Genomic DNA, 19,933 nt, shown 5'->3' with positions numbered 1-19,933 from the left:
ATATATAACTAATTGATAATGAATAATAAGATACTACTCGAAAATTTAAGATGTATTCCCGATTGGCCTATAAAAGGCGTAAACTTTCGTGATGTAACAACCTTATTTAAGTCGCCCGAAGCACTTAAAGAGATTATAGACGAAATGTACGAAATATACAAAGACAAGGGGATTACTAAGATTGTTGGAATAGAAAGTCGTGGTTTTGTTATGTCATCTGCACTTGCTTTACGACTCGGAGCAGGTATTGTACTCTGTCGTAAACCAGGAAAACTACCTTGTGAAACCATTCAAGAAAGTTATGCAAAGGAATATGGTATCGACACAATAGAGATACATAAAGATGCTATCAACGAAAATGATATCGTTTTACTACACGATGACCTACTTGCAACAGGAGGAACAATGCGTGCAGCATGTAATCTTGTAAAGAAGTTTAAGCCTAAAAAGATTTATTGCAACTTTATTATAGAACTTAAAACAGAGTTTCCGGACAGTCGCAATACATTTGATAAGGATATTGAAATATCATCGCTACTACAGTTTTAACCATATCGTCGCGAAAAAACATATTGATATTGTTTTATTGTTGGCTAATTATTTTATTGCACAAAGAATATTGTAACGAATAAAAATAACTTTGAAGGATAAATAAGATGCCAACAAGAAAACAAAAAAAGATATTTTTATCTAGAAAACAATGATATTGCTATTTATAAATAAGAACAAATAGGAGAAAAGGATATAAGAAAAAGTTCTTTGTTCCACGTGAAACAAGAAGCATATAAGTTATCTTAGAATAAGGAAGTTAGAGAATGACAAAAGAAGAAAACGAGAAACGATTAGCATATCTCAAAAATATAGTATCGAATTTGCCCAACAAGCCGGGTACATATCAATACTACGATAAGGAGCATACTATCATTTACGTTGGAAAAGCAAAGAACTTAAAAAATAGAGTATCATCTTACTTTCATAAAGAAACTGACCGTTTCAAAACAAAAGTATTGGTTTCGAAAATATACGATATTACTTACACCGTTGTAAAAAGCGAAGAAGATGCGTTATTAATAGAAAATCAGCTCATAAAACAGTACCAACCGCGCTACAATGTATTATTAAAAGATGGCAAAACTTACCCCAGCATTTGCATAACGAACGAATACTTCCCACGAATCTTTAGTACTCGCAACATAAACAAGCGCTATGGTAGTTTTTATGGCCCGTACAGCCACGTTGGAAGTATGCATGCTATATTAGAAATACTAAAGAAACTATATAAACCACGCACGTGTCGCTACCCTATTACTAAGGAAGGCATAGAACAAAAGAAATATAAACCCTGCTTAGAATACCATCTTGGCAACTGCGGGGCACCATGTATTGGCAAACAATCGTACGAGGATTATCAACAAAATATGATACTCGCACGACAAATTTTAAGGGGTAACACACGAGAAGTACAACGTTTAATGAAGGAGAAGATGGAAGAATGCGCTGCTGATTTGCGTTTTGAAGAAGCCGAAGTGTACAAGCAACGCTATATGGCATTAGAGAATTTCGCTGCAAAAAACGAGATTGTAAGCTATTCTATTGCCGATGTTGATGTCTTCTCCATAGTAAATGATGATAGCAAGAAGAATGCTTTTATAAGCTATTTGCACGTTACAAATGGTGCAATAAACCAGAGTTTCACATTCGAATATAAACGAAAATTAGACGAAACTGATGCTGAACTGCTCAACGAAGCCATACCAGAAATTCGTGAAAGATTTAAAAGTACGGCAAAAGAGATTATTGTTCCTTTCGAATTAGACTTCCATATAAAAGACGCAATCTTCCTTATTCCACAGCGAGGCGATAAGAAACGCTTACTTGAACTATCGGAAATGAATGCTAAACAACACAAATTCGACCGTCTAAAACAAGCTGAAAAACTTAATCCAGAGCAGAAACAAACTCGGTTAATGAAGGAGTTACAAGACCGTTTAAAACTTCCTAAGCTGCCATACCAGATTGAATGTTTCGACAATTCAAATATTTCTGGTACCGATGCAGTTGCAGCCTGCGTGGTTTTTAAAGGGTTAAAGCCATCAAAAAAGGACTATCGCAAATACAATATAAAGACTGTTGTTGGTCCAGATGACTATGCATCAATGCAAGAAGTAGTGAGACGACGCTACAAACGAATGGTAGAAGAAGACGCTCCCCTACCCAATCTTATTGTAACCGATGGTGGAAAAGGGCAAATGGAAGTTGTTCGCAAGGTTATAGAGGACGAACTGAAGCTCGAAATACCAATTGCAGGATTGGCAAAAGACGACCATCACAGAACCAACGAACTACTTTATGGGTTCCCACCACAAACAATTGGTATTCCAACCAAGTCTGAACTCTTCAAAGTTCTTACACAAATACAAGACGAAGTGCATCGTTTTGCCATTACATTTCACAGGGATAAACGCTCAAAACATCAGTTACACAGCGAGTTAGACGATATAAATGGAATTGGAATCAAGACTAAAGAGCTGCTTTTACAACACTTTAAGATTATGAAAAATATAAAATCTGCTGACATTCAAGAACTTACAAAGGTTATTGGAAACGCAAGAGCAACGCTTTTATATAATTATCTACACCCTAAAACAGAATAATTAAAATAAAATAAGTACATTTGCGATATGAGAATTGTAATTCAACGTGTAAAGCATGCATCGGTAACAATTGATGGAAATATAAAATCAGCCATTCAGAAAGGTTTACTTATATTACTTGGAATTGGTGAAGACGATGACGAAAACGATGTTAAATGGCTTGTAAACAAGGTTATAGGTCTGAGAATTTTCGACGATGAGCAAGGCGTTATGAATAAAAGTGTGATGGATATAGGCGGCGAAGCTCTTGTTGTATCGCAGTTTACGCTTATGGCAAGCTATAAAAAGGGAAATCGTCCAAGCTACATTCACGCTGCCAAACACGAAATCTCAATACCACTCTACAAGTTTTTCTGCCAAGAATTAAGCCGTGCAATGAGGAAAAATGTGGGCGAAGGGGAGTTTGGTGCAGATATGAAAGTAGAACTATTGAACGATGGTCCTGTAACAATATGTATGGATACAAAGAACAAAGAGTAACAGAATGGACAACGAAATAAGCATAAAAGAAGCACAAAAACTTGTAGATGACTGGATTCATAAGTATGGTGTACGTTATTTTAGCGAGCTTACCAATATGGCATGTCTTACCGAAGAGGTGGGCGAACTGGCACGTATAATGGCTCGTACATACGGCGACCAAAGCTTTAAACAGGGCGAAAAACACAATATTGGAGAAGAAATGGCTGATATATTATGGGTTTTAATGTGTTTAGCCAACCAAACTGGTGTAGATCTAACAGAGGAATTGCAAAAAAGTTTCGACAAAAAAACAAGACGAGACAAAGACAGACACAAGCAAAACGAGAAGCTAACACAAACTGAAAACACATAAAAAACAAGTCGTTACATTAGAAAACAGGAAATAACAACACGTTTTAGATTAAGTATTTTACACAAAATAAATTAAATTACACAGTGCTATGCAGAACAATAATAGTAATATTGGATACACAAGTAAGTACGATGAAATGCTGAAACAATACAACCTCGACATAACAGACGAGGAAGTAAAAGCAGCAGTAAAGAAGATTATTGAAGAGAAAGTTGCAGAAAACAATAACGTAGAGGTCAAGAAATTCCTCCTCGGAAGTGTAGAATTAACTACTCTCAAGACCACAGACACAGAAGAAGAAGTGCTCGCAATGGTCGAGAAAGTGAACAAATTTGCACAGGAATACCCTACTCTTCCACACGTTGGAGCCGTTTGTGCTTATCCGTGCTTCACAAAACTGATTGCCGATAGCTTAGAAATAGACGGTGTAGACATAACAAACGTAACAGGAAACTTCCCATCTTCTCAAACATTCCTCGAGGTTAAGACCATCGAAACGGCACTTGCCATCAAGGACGGTGCCACACAGATAGATATTGTATTACCTGTTGGCAAATTCCTTTCGGGCGATTATGAAGATGTTTACGACCAAATTAGTGAATTGAAGCAGACTTGTGGCGATGTCCCAATGAAGGTTATACTCGAAACTGGCGACTTAAAAAATGCTCGCAACATAAAGGCAGCCGCCCTACTCTCTATGTTTGCAGGTGCTAACTATATTAAAACAAGCACGGGTAAAGAGAAAATTAGCGCAACCCCAGAGGCTGTTTACATTATGTGTACGGCTATTAAGGAGTTCTACGACAGAACTGGCGTACAGGTAGGACTAAAGCCTGCAGGAGGCATAAACAGTATTATAGATGCCGTTATCTTTTATACCATCTACAAAGAAGTTCTCGGCGAGAAGTGGCTCACCAACTATTGGTTCCGTCTTGGTACCAGTCGTCTCACCAATTTGCTGCTCAGCGACATTGAAGGCAAAGAGGTTAAGTTCTTCTAAACCAGCGTTCAAACAATACGAAAATCCTGATTTCCACGTTGAAATCAGGATTTTTTATCTCTTAAATTCAATAGAACAGCATTGCTTTATATATACATTCATCAGAAGAAACGATAACATTGCAATTGATTTTATTGGGATTTCATAAAACCAAAAATACAGCAATCTCTCTTACCATAATAGTTTCAATACAATCAACTGGACACTATTAAATATTTAAAAAGATAGGAAGTAAACATCTATCATAGACGTCTACCTCCTACCAATATTGTTTTCACTTGCAAAATGTACGATTTACATCTTTCTACAATTGCTGGTATATACCATAAAGGGTTATTTTACCGTTACAACTGTGCCACCATTCACTCCTTCAACAAAGAGAGTTAATTCTATATCCGAGGGGCTTTTACCAATATAAGCCATAGCATAAGCTTTTTTGTGGCGTGCAATAGTAGTTTTTTCGATGGTTCCCCAATTATTAATCTTTATTATAGAAGCTTCACCTCCTGTATATTTTACTTCACCATAAGTTATACCCTCAGCCTCTAACTTAGTGTTATTGCAATACATAATAAGTTCATCTGTATAGTATCTTGCTACGATTGCTGTAAGAGGATTACTTATAGAAAACATCATAAATGTTGTAAAAATCTTTCACAAACATAATATTCGTATAACGGTTTGACCATCAACGCATTGCGAAAACCACTGTTTTGCATTCCAAAAGTATGGTTTTTACACAGCAAAAGTGGGTGTTTTGTGCTCCAAAACACCCACTTTTGCAACGCCAAATGGTATCTACCGTTTCTGTATAAATAATATTTACAAAATTAAAGCATATTTCTCACAAAATAGTAAGCAGCTATGGCACATACTTAACTCTTGCGTTGAATCACAAAATCCAGGTAAGCTTTCAACGCATCTGATATTTCTTCGTTGCAGACATAGTCAGAAATAAATTGTAAAGCCTCATTGTGCAATTCCAACATCTTCTTTTCTGCATATTCTATACCTCCACTTTCTTTTGCAAAAGCTACCAACTGGGCTATTTCATCGGCACTTACTGTTCCTTCTTTCACCTTCATAGCCAAGTTGAGCATATCTTTATTACCAGTAGATTTCAACGCATAAATAATGGGTAGAGTCAGTTTTCCTTCCAACATATCGTTGCCTGTGGGTTTTCCTATCTCGGTTGAATCGTAATAATCGAATATATCATCGCGTATTTGGAATATTATTCCGATATGCTGACCGAACTGTTTTGCAGCCTTAATAGCCTCATTTGATGCCTCTCCAGCCTTTGCTCCAATCTCTGCACAGGTTTCAAACAAGGCAGCAGTCTTCTGTTTTATCACCTCGTAATACACCTCTTCCGATATCTTTTGGTTCGAAATATTAGTCAATTGCAATATTTCTCCATTCGAAAGTGTACGTCCCAATTCTGCAAGGTCGCCTACAATTTCATCAGATTTTGTATAAGCCACATTCAATAGTGCCGTCGAAAGAATATAATCGCCTACCAATACCGACACCTTATTGTTATATATGGCATTCACAGATGCCTGTCCTCTGCGTTCTCCACTCTCGTCCACAACGTCATCGTGTACTAAACTGGCTGTATGAAGAAGTTCTAACCCTACTGCAGCATGTTGTGCAACAAACGTTACTGCACCAAAATTTTTCGCTATTAGTAGTGTTAATATAGGTCGCATACGCTTCCCTCCCCTGTTACGAATATGTTCTAACACACGTGCAAGTAAGCCATCGCTGTGCGTTAACGACTTGTTAAACAGTGAGATAAATTCGTTTAATTCCTGACTAATTGGTTTTTTTATAATCGACAGATAATCCATTGGAAAACTATTTTGATACAAAAATAATGAATTATATCGGTAATTATGGTATTTTTTTAGTAATTTTACCCATAAATAAGATTTATACAATGGACAAATTGTTTCTCATCGATGCGTACGCACTCATCTTTCGGTCGTACTATGCCCTTATTCGTAACCCTCGTATCACATCAAAAGGATTGAATACATCGGCAATTATGGGTTTTTGCAATACACTAAACGAAGTTTTAACAAAAGAAAATCCAACACACATTGCAGTGGCTTTCGACCACGGACTCACTTTTCGTCACGAGGCATATCCCGAATATAAGGCGCAGAGAGAGGAAACTCCAGAAGATATAAAGCTGTCTGTTCCCTACATAAAACAAATTCTTGGAGCTATGCATATACCTATCTTACAGGTAGATGGCTTCGAAGCTGATGATATTATAGGCACTATCGCAACTCAAGCTGGCAAAAAGGGTATCAGCACATATATGCTTACACCCGACAAGGATTATGGTCAGCTCATTCAAGAAAATGTATATATGTATCGCCCACGACACGGTGGAGGATACGATATTATAGGTACGCAAGAGGTGGAAGCCAAATATGGCATTCCCACCCCAGCCCAAGTAATAGACCTATTGGCACTTATGGGCGATACAGCCGACAATTTTCCTGGCTGTCCAGGCGTAGGAGAAAAAACTGCAGCAAAGCTTATCAACCAGTTTGGGTCTATAGATAATATGCTCGAACATACCAACCAGATCAAAGGAAAGCTAAGAGAGAAAGTGGAAGCTGCCGTAGACGATATTAAAATGTCGAAGTTCTTGGCTACCATTCGTACCGATGTTCCAATAGAACTGAACTGGGACGAACTGAAGATAGAACAGCCCGATGAGGACAAGTTACGCGAAATCTTCACCGAATTGGAGTTTAAAACACTTCTTAATAAACTTGTTAAAGGTAGTAAAGAAGTGCAAAAAACCGACAATTTACAGCTTAATTTATTTGCAGAAAATACGCCCGCTGGTGCAGACGAACCAAAAAAAGCCCCTTCTCGTGGTATTTCAGAGGTACACCACAACTATAAACTTATTGAGAATGAGGCAGAAGCGAAGAATATTTGTGATTATTTGTTTACAAAAGAATATCTCAGTCTAGACACAGAAACCACTTCGACAGATGCAATAGACGCAGAATTGGTAGGTTTAAGCTTTTCTGTTGCCGAACAAGAGGCATTTTATGTGCCCATCTCAGCTAATCGTGAAGAAGCTCAAAAAATAGTAAATATATTTAAACCTCTATACGAAGACGAGTCAATTCTTAAAATTGGGCAAAACATTAAGTACGATTACGAGGTGCTGCATAAATATGGTGTTACGTTAAAAGGCAAACTATTCGACACCATGATTGCACATTATCTAATTCAACCAGAGCTTCGCCACAATATGGATTATATGGCAGAGACTCTCTTAAACTATAAAACTATTCCAATAGAAAGCCTCATCGGCCCAAAAGGAAAGCACCAAAAGAATATGCGCGACCTACTTCCGAATGAGATTTACGAGTATGCTTGCGAAGATGCAGATATAACATTGCAACTGAAAAACGTGCTAGAACCAAAACTAAAAAGTGTAGATGCCGAAAAATTATTCTGGGAAATAGAAATGCCACTCGTGCCCGTTCTTGCCGATATGGAACTACATGGTGTGCGTTTAGACACAGCTGCATTAGAAGAAACATCGCATATTTTTACACAACGTATGAAGCAATACGAACAGGAAATATACGAACTAGCAGGCGAAAGTTTCAACATTTCAAGTCCGAAACAGGTTGGCGATATCTTGTTTGGCAAACTCCAGATTATGGAAAAGCCTAAGAAAACAAAAACAGGACAATATGTTACAAGCGAAGAGGTAATGGTTAGCTTAGAAAATAAGCACCCCATTGTACACAAAATACTGGAATACAGGGGTATTAAAAAGCTCTTAAGCACTTACATAGATGCACTTCCAAAACTCATAAAACCCCAAACTGGGCATATACATACATCGTTCAATCAGGCATTAACTGCAACAGGACGACTCTCTTCGAGCGATCCGAATTTGCAAAATATACCCGTACGTACAGACGATGGCAAAGAAATACGCAAATGTTTCATACCAGAACCAGGCTGCAAGTTCTTCTCTGCCGACTACAGTCAGATTGAATTGCGCATTATGGCGCATCTTTCTGAAGACGAAAATATGATGGAGGCATTCCGCGAAGGGGTAGATATTCATCGTGCAACGGCTGCTAAGATATGGCACGAAGACCTAAACGATGTTTCAGACATACAGCGAAAGAAAGCAAAACAAGCCAACTTTGGTATAATTTACGGCATTACAACCTTTGGTTTGGCACAACGTATGGACATAACAAACAACGAAGCGAAGGAATTAATAGCCGATTACTTTAAGACTTTCCCAAAAGTGAAAGCCTATATGGACCTTTCTATAGAAGAAGCAAGGCAAAAAGGATATGCCGAAACCATATTCCACCGTCGCCGATACCTCGCCGATATTAACAGTAAAAACGCTACTGTAAGAGGATATGCCGAACGAAATGCTATTAATGCACCTATTCAAGGGTCGGAAGCCGATATTATAAAGGTGGCAATGGTGCGCATTTGGCAACGATTTAAGCGTGAAAACATTCGCTCTAAAATGATTTTGCAGGTACACGACGAACTTAATTTCTCGGTATTTCCCGATGAAAAAGAGCGTGTAGAACGCATTGTTATAGAAGAAATGCAACAGGCTTATGCACTGAATGTCCCCTTAATAGCCGATGCAGGTTGGGGAGACAATTGGTTAGAAGCACACTAAATGCTTACAGAACAAGCAATATAAACAAACAATAGCAATGTTGTGCAACTTCAACAACGTTTGCATATCCATACTTCTATACTAGTATAACAATAAATACACGTTGCTACAACCATAGTATAATGTAGCTAAAGCATGGGTGCTAAGCTTATATGGCGGCAACATTTCGCTATTATTGCAGCAGAAAACTCCAAAGGCATAAAGCTTAAATTTACTGGTTTCACTCTTAAACTATAATTATTCTCAGTAATTTGTAGTAACTTTGCCTGCCTAAAAGATAAGTATGGATATACAAGAATATGAAATAATGGCTCCCGTAGGCTCGCGCGAAAGTCTCGCAGCTGCCATTCAAGCAGGGGCAGGATCTATCTATTTCGGCATTGGAAAGCTGAATATGCGCTCGCATTCTGCCAATCACTTCACCATAGAAGACCTGAAAGAGATTGCAGAAACATGCAACGAACGTGGCATTAAGACCTATCTCACTGTTAATACTGTTATTTATGGCGAAGATATTAGTACTATGCACGAGATAGTAGACGCTGCAAAGGCTGCTAATATCACCGCTGTCATTGTCAGCGACGTAGCTGTTATGGTGTATTGTCGCCAAGTTGGAATGGAAGTACACCTATCTACACAGCTCAACATATCGAATATAGAAGCGCTTAAATTCTATGCACAGTTTGCCGATGTTGCCGTTTTGGCACGCGAACTGAATATGGATCAGGTTGCAGAAATACACCGACAGATTGAAGAACAGGACATTCGTGGACCTCGTGGCGAGCTTGTTCGCATAGAAATGTTCTGCCATGGAGCTTTCTGTATGGCTATTTCGGGCAAATGCTATATGAGTTTGCACGACTCAAACCGTTCTGCCAATCGTGGACAATGCACGCAAATTTGCCGCCGTTCGTACACCGTTACCGACAACGAGACGGGCAATCAGCTCGAAATAGACAACAAATACATTATGAGTCCTAAGGATTTGAAGACCGTTCGCTTTATAGATAAAATGATGAAAGCAGGCGTTAGGGTCTTTAAAATAGAAGGACGAGCACGCGGACCAGAGTATGTTTACGAGGTTGTAACGTGCTATAAAGAGGCAATACAGAGCGTACTGGACGGCAATTACACCGAAGAGAAGAAGAATAAATGGGACGAACGCCTATCAACTGTATTCAATCGTGGTTTCTGGGACGGCTATTATCAAGGACAACGCTTGGGTGAATGGACCAAAAACTATGGTAACAAGGCTACAGAAAAGAAGGTTTTGGTGGGCAAAGTAATGAAATACTTCTCCAAACTCGGCGTTGCTGAAATAGCTGTAGAGGCTTCTGAGATTGAGAAAGGAGAGAAAATGCTCATTACTGGCACCACTACAGGCATTCTAAAGTTTGACGCAAGCGAGATTAGATACGACTTAAAACCTGTTGAAAGAGCAGAAAAAGGGTGGCGAGTGTCTATCCCCGTGCCAGAGAAAGTACGCCCAAACGACAAAGTATATAAGCTTTTAAAAACTAATATAGAGTAAAAATACAGCACAAAAGAATAGCAATTATGATAGATCTACGACAAATTGCCAAACTATTTCTGCGCCTTACTGTAGCTGCATCTATGCTTTCGGCAGTTGCCGACCGCTTCGGTATATGGCCAAAAGATGTATGTATGTGGGGCAATATGAACAAATTTGTTACCTATACTCAATCGTTAATACCCTATATACCTGCAAATGCTATTCCGGTATTGGCTTGGATAGCCACTATATTAGAGATTTTATTGTCTATTTGTCTACTTATCGGGCTAAAGTTAAAGTGGTCTGCATCGCTCACAGGACTAATGATTCTTACCTTTGCTATTGCAATGGCAACGTCTATGGGCTTTAAAGCTCCATTAGATTATTCAGCTTTCACCGCCTCGGCAGCAGCTTTCGCTATCCTATCGTGTGGTAGAGGAATATGGGAAGTAGACAATCTGTTTGGCAATAGATATAATAGGAGAGATCGCATTCAGATGATTAGATAAATAAAAAACATACTATAAAAATGACAATAAACGAAATTCAGGACGAAGTAATAGAAGAGTTTGATGAGTTTACCGAATGGATGGATAAGTATCAAATGCTTATCGACCTTGGAAACGAACTTGAAGGACTTAGTGCAGAATATAAAACAGAACAGAACTTAATAGACGGTTGCCAAAGCCGCGTATGGCTACAATGCGATATTAAAGATGGCAAACTGGTGTTTACAGCCGATTCTGATGCACTAATAACCAAAGGAATTATTGCACTTCTCATAAGAGTTGTAAGCGGACATACACCAAAAGATATTATAGATGCCGACCTTTATTTCATTGACCGCATAGGTTTACGCCAGCACTTGTCGCCAACTCGCAGCAACGGACTGCTATCTATGGTGAAAAAAATAAAGGCTTACGCATTGGCATATAGCATAAAAAACGAATAGAAAAGCTACATCTATAGATAGAATAACCGCTATCTATGGATAGAGAAAGTTACATCTATAGATATAGAAAGTTACATCTATGGATATAAAACGCTATATCTATGGATAGAAAAAGCTACATCTATAGATAGAAATACTGTAAATAGTAGATGAGAAAGTTACGTACTATAGAAATGAATCGCCTCTCGCTTGAGGAATTTAAGCAGAGTAGGAAGCTCCCACTCGTGGTTGTACTCGACGATGTTCGGTCGCTTTACAACGTAGGAAGTGTGTTCCGCTCGTGCGATGCCTTCCGTATCGAGGCTATTTACCTGTGTGGAATAACGGCAACACCACCAAATGCAGAAATACACAAGACGGCTTTAGGGGCTGAAAACTCTGTTGATTGGCAGTATTTCAGCAGTGCCGAAGATGCCGTAATGCAGCTAAAACAAAACAATTACTACGTTTACAGTGTGGAGCAAGTAGAAGGCTCAACGCCATTACAAACTCTTTCCGAACAAATATCGCCCATAACAAACGGCGCAGATGCTCAAAAGCACTACGCCGTAGTATTAGGAAACGAAGTTAAAGGTGTGCATCAATCGATTGTAGACCTAAGCGATGGCTGCCTTGAAATACCACAATTCGGCACGAAACACTCTCTAAACGTAAGCGTTACAGCAGGCATTGTAGTGTGGGAATTTGCCCGTGCATTGTTGTTATAAGCGTTTAGGCAGCCTAAAAACAAAACAATTGCTGCCCTACCCTATCATCATTTGCAAGTAAGCACACTTCTCTGGATTACCAAGAGTCTTACCCTTGTCGCACGAAAGCTTCACACAGTCGTGCCATTCACGGTTCTCTGTTATGCGCATTCGGGTGAGTTTAACGACAATATTCATTGGTTTCACGTTCTCAACATCGCAAGTTAAGAAGGTACCCATACCATAACTGTCTTTCACCCTACCATCTACATAGTTGTGAATATCTATAGCCCGGTCTATATTTAAGCCATTGCTAAACACCACTTGCTTTGTAGCGGGGTCTATTCCAAGCTGTTTATACTTTGCAATAATCTTCTCAACCTGTTCCTCTTCTACCCCACTGTCTACACGTAGTCCATTAAACATCATTGCCATACGCTTAGAAAGGTTACTGAAAAACACCTTATCGCCAAAGCAATCGTATAGATAAATACCATTATCGCCATCGTAAACATCGCTGAATTTGCGCATTACATTGAAGTTACATTCAAATATTCCGCTTACACATTCCTCGAATTCTATAATCTGATGGCTCATTGTTCCAATAGCAACAAGGTTGTATTGCATAGCAAGATAAACGTTGCTTGTTCCTGCAAAGCGTCCCGTCCATGGGTGAAAACCATCGTTATCGGTATAGCCACCCTGTTCGTATACCTCCTTCATAGTACGAATAACCATATTTTGGTGGTCGAACGACATACGACGACGCGTACCCATATCGCTTAAAATAAGTCCATTTGAAAGTATTTTGCGTGTTTTTTCCACACAACGTTCATACTCGTACTTAGGGTTATAGGTTTCTATATCGCCTTGAAGATTGTGCATTAACTCCGAAACAATACTCAAAATGGGCATCTCCCACATAATGGTAGAGAACCATTTTCCACGCACTCGAATATCTAAATGCCCTTCTTCATCTTGCGAAACTGTAAGTTCGTGTGGATTGAAACGATATCCACGAAGAAAAGTAAAGTACCATTCGGGCAGATAATACATACGTTTCTTCATAAAAGCAATCTCTTCTTCCGTAATAATAACACGAGGCATACACCCCAATTGTTCGTTTAGCAGCTCGGCAAACCCCTTTGGATAGATAGTTTCGTTACGATCAAAGAAGGTATATTCCACTTCGGCACGAGGATAAGTCTGCATTATGTAATACTGACAACTAAATGTATAGGCATCGTTATCGGTAAAATGTTGAATTATTTGTTGCATATTCTTTTCTAAAATCTGCCTCATTGTTAAGGCTTTATCCCGTGCAAAGATAATAAAACTTAATGGATAAGTAGGCTAACTCTTATTTATTTTGTACATTTGCACCTAATTTTAATGTTTAAAGAACATCAACAATGCAAAACTTAGTTATATATAATACGTTGCATCGGCAGAAGGAACGCTTCCAACCAATAGCCGCACCACACGTTGGAATGTATGTTTGTGGACCTACAGTGTACGGCGATCCACACTTGGGACATGCACGTCCAGCCATAACCTTCGACATTTTGTTTCGCTATCTACAGCATGTTGGCTACAAAGTGCGCTATGTTCGCAACATAACCGACGTAGGACACTTAGAACACGATGCCGATGAAGGCGACGACAAGATAGAAAAGAAAGCACGATTGGAACAGCTTGAGCCTATGGAAATAGCTCAATTTTATGCCAATAGATACCACGATGCTATGCATGCGCTTAACGTTTTGCCTCCATCTATAGAGCCTTGCGCTACAGGACACATAATAGAGCAAGAGGAGTTAGTAAAGGAGATAATGGCAAATGGATATGCTTACGAGAGCAATGGTAGCATTTACTTTGATGTTGCTAAGTATGACAAGGACCATAAGTACGGTATTCTGTCTGGACGAAACCTTAACGATATGATAAACAACTCGCGCGAGCTGAACGGCGTAGGCGAAAAGCGAAACCAAGTAGACTTTGCTCTGTGGAAACGAGCTATGCCTGAGCATATAATGCGATGGCCATCGCCTTGGAGTGAGGGCTTCCCAGGCTGGCATTGCGAGTGTACTGCAATGGGAAGAAAGTATCTTGGCAAGCATTTCGATATACATGGTGGCGGAATGGACTTGGTTTTCCCTCACCACGAGTGCGAAATTGCACAGGCTGTGGCAGCCCAAGGCGACCAAATGGTGAAGTATTGGATGCACAACAACATGATTACCATCAACGGACAGAAGATGGGTAAGTCGCTAAACAACTTCATTACGCTGGAACAGTTCTTTACTGGCAACCACGAAACCTTAGAACAGGCTTACTCGCCTATGACCATTCGTTTCTTCATTCTGTCTGCTCACTATCGTGGAACTGTAGATTTCTCTAACGAAGCTCTACAAGCTGCACAGAAAGGATACGAAAAACTAATGAATGGTATAGAGGATTTGAAGCACATTCAAACCGCTAAAACAAGCGACGAGAATACAAAACAGTTTGTTTCTACCCTACGCCAGAAGTGTTACGATGCAATGAACGACGACCTTATGACACCTGCCGTTATCTCAAACCTATTTGAAGCGTGCCACATAGTGAACCTTCTTATAGACCATAAGGCGCAAATTAGCGAAGAAGACTTAAAGGAACTCAGCGAAACTATGCATCTTTTTGCTTTCGATATACTTGGTTTGGTAAACGAACGTGGTGCCAACAACGATGCACGAGAGGCTGCTTACGGCAAAGTAGTTGATATGGTGCTCGACTTACGTGCGAAAGCAAAAGCCAATAAAGATTGGGCTGTGAGCGACCAAATACGCAACGCACTTGCTGAAGCTGGCTTTCAAGTAAAAGATACTAAGGATGGTGTAACGTGGAAATTAGATAAATAGGGCTGAATAGCCAACGGAATATAAAAGCGTAAAGCGGAGTTTATCAGGGATTCTTTCGCCCTCTTAACTCCGTTTTACGCTTTTATACTTTTTATTATATGTGTTTCGTAGAACTATTATATGCGCACTGCGGTGCCCGAACAAGCCACCATAAGCATAGAACCACCCTGCCCCACTGTTTCATAATCAATATCTATGCCTACAATAGCGTTCGCACCCAATTCTTGTGCACGTTCCATCATCTCCTTAATACACGTATTTTTACCTTCCAGCAATACACTTTCGTACGACTTGCTGCGTCCGCCTACAATGTCTCTAATACCTGCAAAGAAGTCTTTCACTATGTTTGCACCAATAATAGCCTCGCCCGTTACAAGTCCTTTGTACTCTAAAATTTTGTAACCTTCAATGTTTGGTGTTGTCGTAATAATCATAATCGTATCTTTTTTTACTAAAACTGGCAGTCTTTATAACCGCCTTACTCTCTTAACGGCATATCCCTCGAAAAATTGTAACTAATCGTCTAATCGTTAAAAAAAGCAGTACCATTTGACTATAAAAATGTTATTAGCATTCAGAAAAATAGCTACAGCATAACTATCTCTGTGTTTGAGACTTACAAAAGCCATATTTTCATCGTCTAAAAGTATGGCTTTTGCAATGTAAAAGTATGGTTTTTAGGTTGTAAAAGTATGGTTTTTGCATTATAAAAACCACACTTTTAAGATGCAGTATAGTAATTACTGTTATCGTGTTACAGAATGTAAAAGGAATAAAACAGGTAGTTTGGGCATATCTAAATAAATAAGTTATCGTTTGGAAAGTAAAACGAAAATTCGTATTTTTGCATTCTGCAAATTACGATAACCAAAGGTAAGAAAGGTAAAAGCAATATGGCAAAAGACAACAAAGGACTTACTCCGATGATGCGACAATTCTTTTCGATGAAAGAAAAGCACCCCGATGCGTTAATGCTCTTTAGGTGTGGCGACTTCTACGAAACGTATTGCGACGATGCTATAGAGGCTTCTAAAATTCTTGGTATTACTTTGACACGACGAAATAATGGTGCTGCAGCTGGCGATGAGATGGCTGGGTTCCCTCATCATGCACTTGATACCTTCTTACCAAAGCTTATTCGTGCCGGGAAACGTGTAGCAATATGCGACCAACTTGAAGACCCGAAGAAGAAACGAGAGGCTTTAAAGGGACAACGAGGCTTGTCTGCCGAAGACAAGATGGTGAAACGGGGTATAACAGAACTAGTTACACCTGGTATTGCTATGGGCGACAACGTGCTAAACTATAAAGAAAATAACTTTTTAGCAGCTGTTCATTTTGGAAAAGGAGCGTGTGGCGTAAGCTTTCTCGATATTTCTACAGGCGAATTTCTTGTTGGTGAGGGTACGTTCGACTATGTTGAAAAGCTCATTGGCAACTTCTCGCCGAAAGAAGTATTATACGAACGTTCACGAAAAGCCGACTTTGACCGCTATTTTGGTACACGAATGTGTGTGTACGAAATGGAAGACTGGGTTTTTACCGACCTTTCAGCACGACAAAAGCTGCTGAAACATTTTGGAACAAAGAACTTAAAAGGTTTCGGTGTAGACCATCTGAACAACGGAGTAATAGCTGCTGGAGCTATTATGCAATACTTAGAACAAACGCAACATACGCATATTAGCCATATAACGTCGCTCGCTCGCATAGAAGAAGAGAAGTATGTGCGACTCGACCGTTTCACTATTCGCTCTTTAGAGCTTGTTGCGCCTATGCAAGAAGATGGTTTATCGCTGCTTGGAGTGGTAGATAGAACCATAACTCCTATGGGTGGTAGAATGTTACACCGCTGGCTTGTGTTTCCATTAAAGGACGTAAAGCCCATTAACGAACGTTTAGACATTGTGGAATACTACTTCCGCGAACCTGATTTCCGCCATTGTTTAGACGACCAACTACACCGTATGGGCGACTTGGAACGTATTATTTCTAGAGTAGCAGCAGGCAGAGTATCGCCCAGAGAAGTTGTTCAACTAAAGAATGCCCTATCTGCCATACAGCCAATAAAGTCTGCTTGCTTATATTCTAGTAACGAAGCGTTGAAAAGAGTGGGGGAACAGCTGAACCTTTGCGAGTCTATTCGCGACCGAATAGAACAAGAAATAATGTCCGATCCACCACAGTTGGTTGCAAAAGGAGGAGTTATTGCACATGGTTTCAATGCCGAATTAGACGAATTGCGTTCTATCCGAGAGAATGGAAAGCAAGTTTTGTTAGACATTCAAGAGAAAGAAGCTGCTAAAACAGGTATTAATTCGTTGAAAATAGGCTTCAACAACATCTTTGGATACTATCTTGAAGTGCGCAATACCTTTAAAAATAAAGTACCACAAGACTGGATTCGCAAACAAACACTTGCACAAGCAGAACGCTATATTACTCCCGAATTAAAGGAATATGAGGCAAAAATACTAGGTGCAGACGAGAAAATACTAATTCTTGAAGCCCGTCTCTTCAACGAATTAGTACAAGATATGCAAGAGTATATTCCACAAATACAAATAAATGCCAATCTTTTGGCACGGCTCGATTGCCTGTTGTCGTTTGCAAACATTGCCGAAGAGAACAAGTATGTGCGCCCTATGGTTGACGATAGTATGGTGATTGATATAAAGAAAGGTCGCCACCCCGTTATAGAAACTCAACTCCCACTTGGTGAACAATACATTCCGAACGATGTATATCTTGACAACGAACAACAGCAAATTATGATGATAACTGGTCCAAATATGGCTGGTAAATCGGCATTGTTGCGTCAAACGGCACTCATAGTACTCTTAGCGCAGGTGGGTTGCTTTGTTCCTGCAGAGAGTGCACGTATTGGTTTAGTAGACAAAGTATTTACAAGAGTTGGCGCTTCTGATAATATTTCGCTTGGAGAGTCTACATTTATGGTTGAAATGACCGAAGCTGCAAATATTCTAAATAGTGTAACGCCACGTTCTTTAGTACTCTTCGACGAATTAGGGCGCGGTACAAGCACCTACGATGGAATAAGTATAGCGTGGGCTATAGTAGAATATTTGCACGAACAACCACGCGCAACGGCACGCACTCTCTTCGCTACGCACTACCATGAACTAAACGAAATGGCGAAAAACTTCCACAGAATAAAGAACTTTAATGTGTCGGTGAAAGAAGTAAATGGTAAGATTATCTTCCTAAGAAAGTTAGAGCGAGGTGGCAGTGAACATTCTTTCGGTATACATGTGGCTGATATTGCGGGTATGCCAAAGTCGATTGTGAAACGTGCAAACATTGTTCTAAAAGAGTTAGAAGCCGACAACGCACAAGTGGGAAGTGTTGGAAAACCATCAGCAGAGAAGCTTGAGAAGAGTAGGGAAGGGGTTCAGCTATCCTTTTTCCAACTCGACGACCCTGTACTAACACAGATACGCGACGAGATTATAGGATTAGATATTAACAACCTTACTCCTGTTGAGGCTCTAAACAAACTTAATGAGATTAAACGAATAGTGCTTCCAAACAGTAAAAACTAATAGAACGCTCAGTATCTATAGTTTTCAGAACTACAATACTGTATCGCTATTTAGTTTTAATTATAGTATAAAATAAACTAAATTATAAGTTAATTCTTTCGATAATGGTATTTGGTGCGATGCTTTGCATACATTCGAAGTCGGCACGATAGCACGGTTTGTTACCAAATACAGAACAAGGACGACATTCTAATTTAGTGTTTTGCACGGCATCTTCTGTTTTCTGATTCCAACCAAGGAACCCACAGTAAGGATGTGTAGCCCCCCAAATGCTTACAACACGTGTTCCTACAAGCGATGCAAGGTGCATATTGGCACTATCCATCGATATCATAACATCTAAATGACTCATTAATACAAGTTCGTCGTGTAGTCCGTGTAGCACTTCAGACGCACAAATGCAATGCTTATATTTTGTTGCCCACATATTTAGTACTTGTTTTTCTTCTTTTCCGCCACCAAAAAAGAATATGCGCAGACTTGTATAATTGGCAGAAAGAGTATTCACAACCTCTTCCATTTTATCTTTTGGATACATTTTTCCACCGTGGGCAGCAAACGGAGCTATACCTATCCAGCGCTCACCATCAGGTTTTTCACCTATTATATTAGGGAGTTGCGACAGCTGGTTGCCACCATTTGCAAACAATGAGGTAAAAGAAATATTTATAGGATAGCCCAATTTGCTTAATACTTCGGCATAGTTATGGAACGATGTGGGCTGTTGTTCCATTACTTTATGTGTTTTTCGACATAATTTACGCTTACCACTCTTATGCTTGTCAATGTGTGCCACTTTGTATCCAGACAACAAAAAGCGTGTTCTTATGTATTTTGTACGCAACACATCGTGAAAATCGGCAATGGCTGTAGGCTGTTTTGCCTTCAGCCTACCGTATAGTTGGTTTAGTCCTTTAATACCCTTATATTCGCTTTTTAAGTCGGCTGCAATAAAATCTACATTCTTTGACAACCCTGTGAAAAAAGCTTTGGCAAACGGACGGGAGAGAACACTAATGCGCAACTCAGGATATTGCTTTGCAAGCGAATAGACCACAGGTACAGTCATAGCTACATCGCCCATTGCAGAGAAGCGCATTATAATAATGTGGTCAGTCTTCACCT

General features: G+C 39.5%; 17 protein-coding genes. 12 read left to right on the top strand and 5 right to left on the bottom strand.

Annotated elements, in window-relative coordinates; all coding sequences use genetic code 11:
• Positions 1-18 precede the first annotated feature (18 nt).
• From HMPREF9144_RS01300 to deoC, 5 genes are all read left to right on the top strand, one after another.
• Positions 19-549: an adenine phosphoribosyltransferase gene (locus tag HMPREF9144_RS01300; protein WP_006043988.1), complete on the top strand. Its 531-nt coding sequence runs from the start codon at positions 19-21 to the stop codon at positions 547-549.
• 266 nt (positions 550-815) lie between these two features.
• The gene (gene uvrC / locus HMPREF9144_RS01295) at positions 816-2,654 is read left to right on the top strand and encodes an excinuclease ABC subunit UvrC (protein ID WP_006043987.1); all 1,839 of its coding nucleotides are present in this window, start codon (positions 816-818) and stop codon (positions 2,652-2,654) included.
• 27 nt (positions 2,655-2,681) lie between these two features.
• Positions 2,682-3,134: a D-aminoacyl-tRNA deacylase gene (dtd, locus tag HMPREF9144_RS01290; protein ID WP_006043986.1), complete on the top strand. Its 453-nt coding sequence runs from the start codon at positions 2,682-2,684 to the stop codon at positions 3,132-3,134.
• Positions 3,135-3,138: 4 nt separating this feature from the next.
• Positions 3,139-3,489 carry a nucleotide pyrophosphohydrolase gene (locus HMPREF9144_RS01285; RefSeq protein WP_006043985.1) on the top strand — a complete coding sequence of 117 codons (351 nt, stop codon included), beginning with the start codon at positions 3,139-3,141 and terminating at the stop codon, positions 3,487-3,489.
• Between the two features lie 88 nt (positions 3,490-3,577).
• Positions 3,578-4,489, top strand: a complete 912-nt coding sequence (gene deoC, locus HMPREF9144_RS01280) for a deoxyribose-phosphate aldolase (protein ID WP_006043984.1) — start codon at positions 3,578-3,580, stop codon at positions 4,487-4,489.
• A gap of 333 nt (positions 4,490-4,822) precedes the next feature.
• On the opposite strand, the gene HMPREF9144_RS01275 is transcribed toward deoC, so the two are convergent.
• Both HMPREF9144_RS01275 and HMPREF9144_RS01270 read right to left on the bottom strand, forming a co-directional pair.
• Complete coding sequence (locus HMPREF9144_RS01275) at positions 4,823-5,125, bottom strand: hypothetical protein (protein WP_006043983.1); 303 nt, start codon at positions 5,123-5,125, stop codon at positions 4,823-4,825.
• 239 nt (positions 5,126-5,364) lie between these two features.
• Complete coding sequence (locus HMPREF9144_RS01270; protein WP_006043981.1) at positions 5,365-6,342, bottom strand: polyprenyl synthetase family protein; 978 nt, start codon at positions 6,340-6,342, stop codon at positions 5,365-5,367.
• Between the two features lie 89 nt (positions 6,343-6,431).
• Between HMPREF9144_RS01270 and polA the strand changes: the two genes are divergently transcribed.
• The 5 genes from polA (at position 6,432) to HMPREF9144_RS01245 (ending at position 12,366) form a co-directional block, all read left to right on the top strand.
• A complete protein-coding gene (gene polA / locus HMPREF9144_RS01265) occupies positions 6,432-9,194 on the top strand; it encodes a DNA polymerase I (protein WP_040595463.1) in 2,763 nt (920 codons plus the stop codon).
• A gap of 283 nt (positions 9,195-9,477) precedes the next feature.
• The gene (locus HMPREF9144_RS01260) at positions 9,478-10,725 is read left to right on the top strand and encodes a peptidase U32 family protein (RefSeq protein WP_006043979.1); all 1,248 of its coding nucleotides are present in this window, start codon (positions 9,478-9,480) and stop codon (positions 10,723-10,725) included.
• A gap of 26 nt (positions 10,726-10,751) precedes the next feature.
• Entirely contained in the window at positions 10,752-11,216 is a 465-nt protein-coding gene (locus HMPREF9144_RS01255) for a DoxX family membrane protein (protein ID WP_006043978.1), read from the top strand.
• A gap of 20 nt (positions 11,217-11,236) precedes the next feature.
• Entirely contained in the window at positions 11,237-11,659 is a 423-nt protein-coding gene (locus HMPREF9144_RS01250; RefSeq protein ID WP_006043977.1) for a SufE family protein, read from the top strand.
• Positions 11,660-11,808: 149 nt separating this feature from the next.
• Positions 11,809-12,366 (top strand): RNA methyltransferase, encoded by a 558-nt coding sequence (locus HMPREF9144_RS01245; protein ID WP_006043976.1) that lies wholly within the window; start codon positions 11,809-11,811, stop codon positions 12,364-12,366.
• A 36-nt stretch (positions 12,367-12,402) separates the two neighbouring features.
• Here HMPREF9144_RS01245 and pncB read toward each other — a convergent pair whose 3' ends face one another.
• Positions 12,403-13,623, bottom strand: coding sequence for a nicotinate phosphoribosyltransferase (gene pncB, locus HMPREF9144_RS01240; RefSeq protein ID WP_040595461.1), 1,221 nt, complete (start codon positions 13,621-13,623; stop codon positions 12,403-12,405).
• Between the two features lie 134 nt (positions 13,624-13,757).
• On the opposite strand from pncB, the gene cysS reads away from it, so the two are divergent.
• Positions 13,758-15,245, top strand: coding sequence for a cysteine--tRNA ligase (gene cysS, locus HMPREF9144_RS01235; RefSeq protein WP_006043974.1), 1,488 nt, complete (start codon positions 13,758-13,760; stop codon positions 15,243-15,245).
• Positions 15,246-15,361: 116 nt separating this feature from the next.
• Here cysS and HMPREF9144_RS01230 read toward each other — a convergent pair whose 3' ends face one another.
• Positions 15,362-15,679, bottom strand: coding sequence for a heavy metal-binding domain-containing protein (locus tag HMPREF9144_RS01230; RefSeq protein ID WP_006043973.1), 318 nt, complete (start codon positions 15,677-15,679; stop codon positions 15,362-15,364).
• A 459-nt stretch (positions 15,680-16,138) separates the two neighbouring features.
• Between HMPREF9144_RS01230 and mutS the strand changes: the two genes are divergently transcribed.
• Positions 16,139-18,808 carry a DNA mismatch repair protein MutS gene (gene mutS / locus HMPREF9144_RS01225; RefSeq protein WP_006043972.1) on the top strand — a complete coding sequence of 890 codons (2,670 nt, stop codon included), beginning with the start codon at positions 16,139-16,141 and terminating at the stop codon, positions 18,806-18,808.
• An 82-nt stretch (positions 18,809-18,890) separates the two neighbouring features.
• Here mutS and HMPREF9144_RS01220 read toward each other — a convergent pair whose 3' ends face one another.
• Complete coding sequence (locus HMPREF9144_RS01220; protein ID WP_040595346.1) at positions 18,891-19,931, bottom strand: glycosyltransferase family 9 protein; 1,041 nt, start codon at positions 19,929-19,931, stop codon at positions 18,891-18,893.
• Positions 19,932-19,933 lie beyond the last annotated feature (2 nt).

Source organism: Prevotella pallens ATCC 700821 (assembly GCF_000220255.1).
Classification (GTDB): Bacteria; Bacteroidota; Bacteroidia; order Bacteroidales; family Bacteroidaceae; genus Prevotella; species Prevotella pallens.
Note: the sequence above shows the minus strand (reverse complement) of the source record. Positions and strands in the feature narration are given on the sequence as shown.

Coding starts and splice junctions, on each gene's coding strand:
- mutS (WP_006043972.1), top strand. CDS start 16,139: ATGGCAAAAGACAACAAAGGACTTACTCCGATGATGCGACAATTCTTT.
- pncB (WP_040595461.1), bottom strand. CDS start 13,623: ATGCAACAAATAATTCAACATTTTACCGATAACGATGCCTATACATTT.
- HMPREF9144_RS01260 (WP_006043979.1), top strand. CDS start 9,478: ATGGATATACAAGAATATGAAATAATGGCTCCCGTAGGCTCGCGCGAA.
- deoC (WP_006043984.1), top strand. CDS start 3,578: ATGCAGAACAATAATAGTAATATTGGATACACAAGTAAGTACGATGAA.
- HMPREF9144_RS01300 (WP_006043988.1), top strand. CDS start 19: ATGAATAATAAGATACTACTCGAAAATTTAAGATGTATTCCCGATTGG.
- polA (WP_040595463.1), top strand. CDS start 6,432: ATGGACAAATTGTTTCTCATCGATGCGTACGCACTCATCTTTCGGTCG.
- HMPREF9144_RS01275 (WP_006043983.1), bottom strand. CDS start 5,125: ATGATGTTTTCTATAAGTAATCCTCTTACAGCAATCGTAGCAAGATAC.
- HMPREF9144_RS01250 (WP_006043977.1), top strand. CDS start 11,237: ATGACAATAAACGAAATTCAGGACGAAGTAATAGAAGAGTTTGATGAG.
- HMPREF9144_RS01285 (WP_006043985.1), top strand. CDS start 3,139: ATGGACAACGAAATAAGCATAAAAGAAGCACAAAAACTTGTAGATGAC.
- cysS (WP_006043974.1), top strand. CDS start 13,758: ATGCAAAACTTAGTTATATATAATACGTTGCATCGGCAGAAGGAACGC.
- dtd (WP_006043986.1), top strand. CDS start 2,682: ATGAGAATTGTAATTCAACGTGTAAAGCATGCATCGGTAACAATTGAT.
- HMPREF9144_RS01245 (WP_006043976.1), top strand. CDS start 11,809: ATGAGAAAGTTACGTACTATAGAAATGAATCGCCTCTCGCTTGAGGAA.
- uvrC (WP_006043987.1), top strand. CDS start 816: ATGACAAAAGAAGAAAACGAGAAACGATTAGCATATCTCAAAAATATA.
- HMPREF9144_RS01230 (WP_006043973.1), bottom strand. CDS start 15,679: ATGATTATTACGACAACACCAAACATTGAAGGTTACAAAATTTTAGAG.
- HMPREF9144_RS01255 (WP_006043978.1), top strand. CDS start 10,752: ATGATAGATCTACGACAAATTGCCAAACTATTTCTGCGCCTTACTGTA.
- HMPREF9144_RS01270 (WP_006043981.1), bottom strand. CDS start 6,342: ATGGATTATCTGTCGATTATAAAAAAACCAATTAGTCAGGAATTAAAC.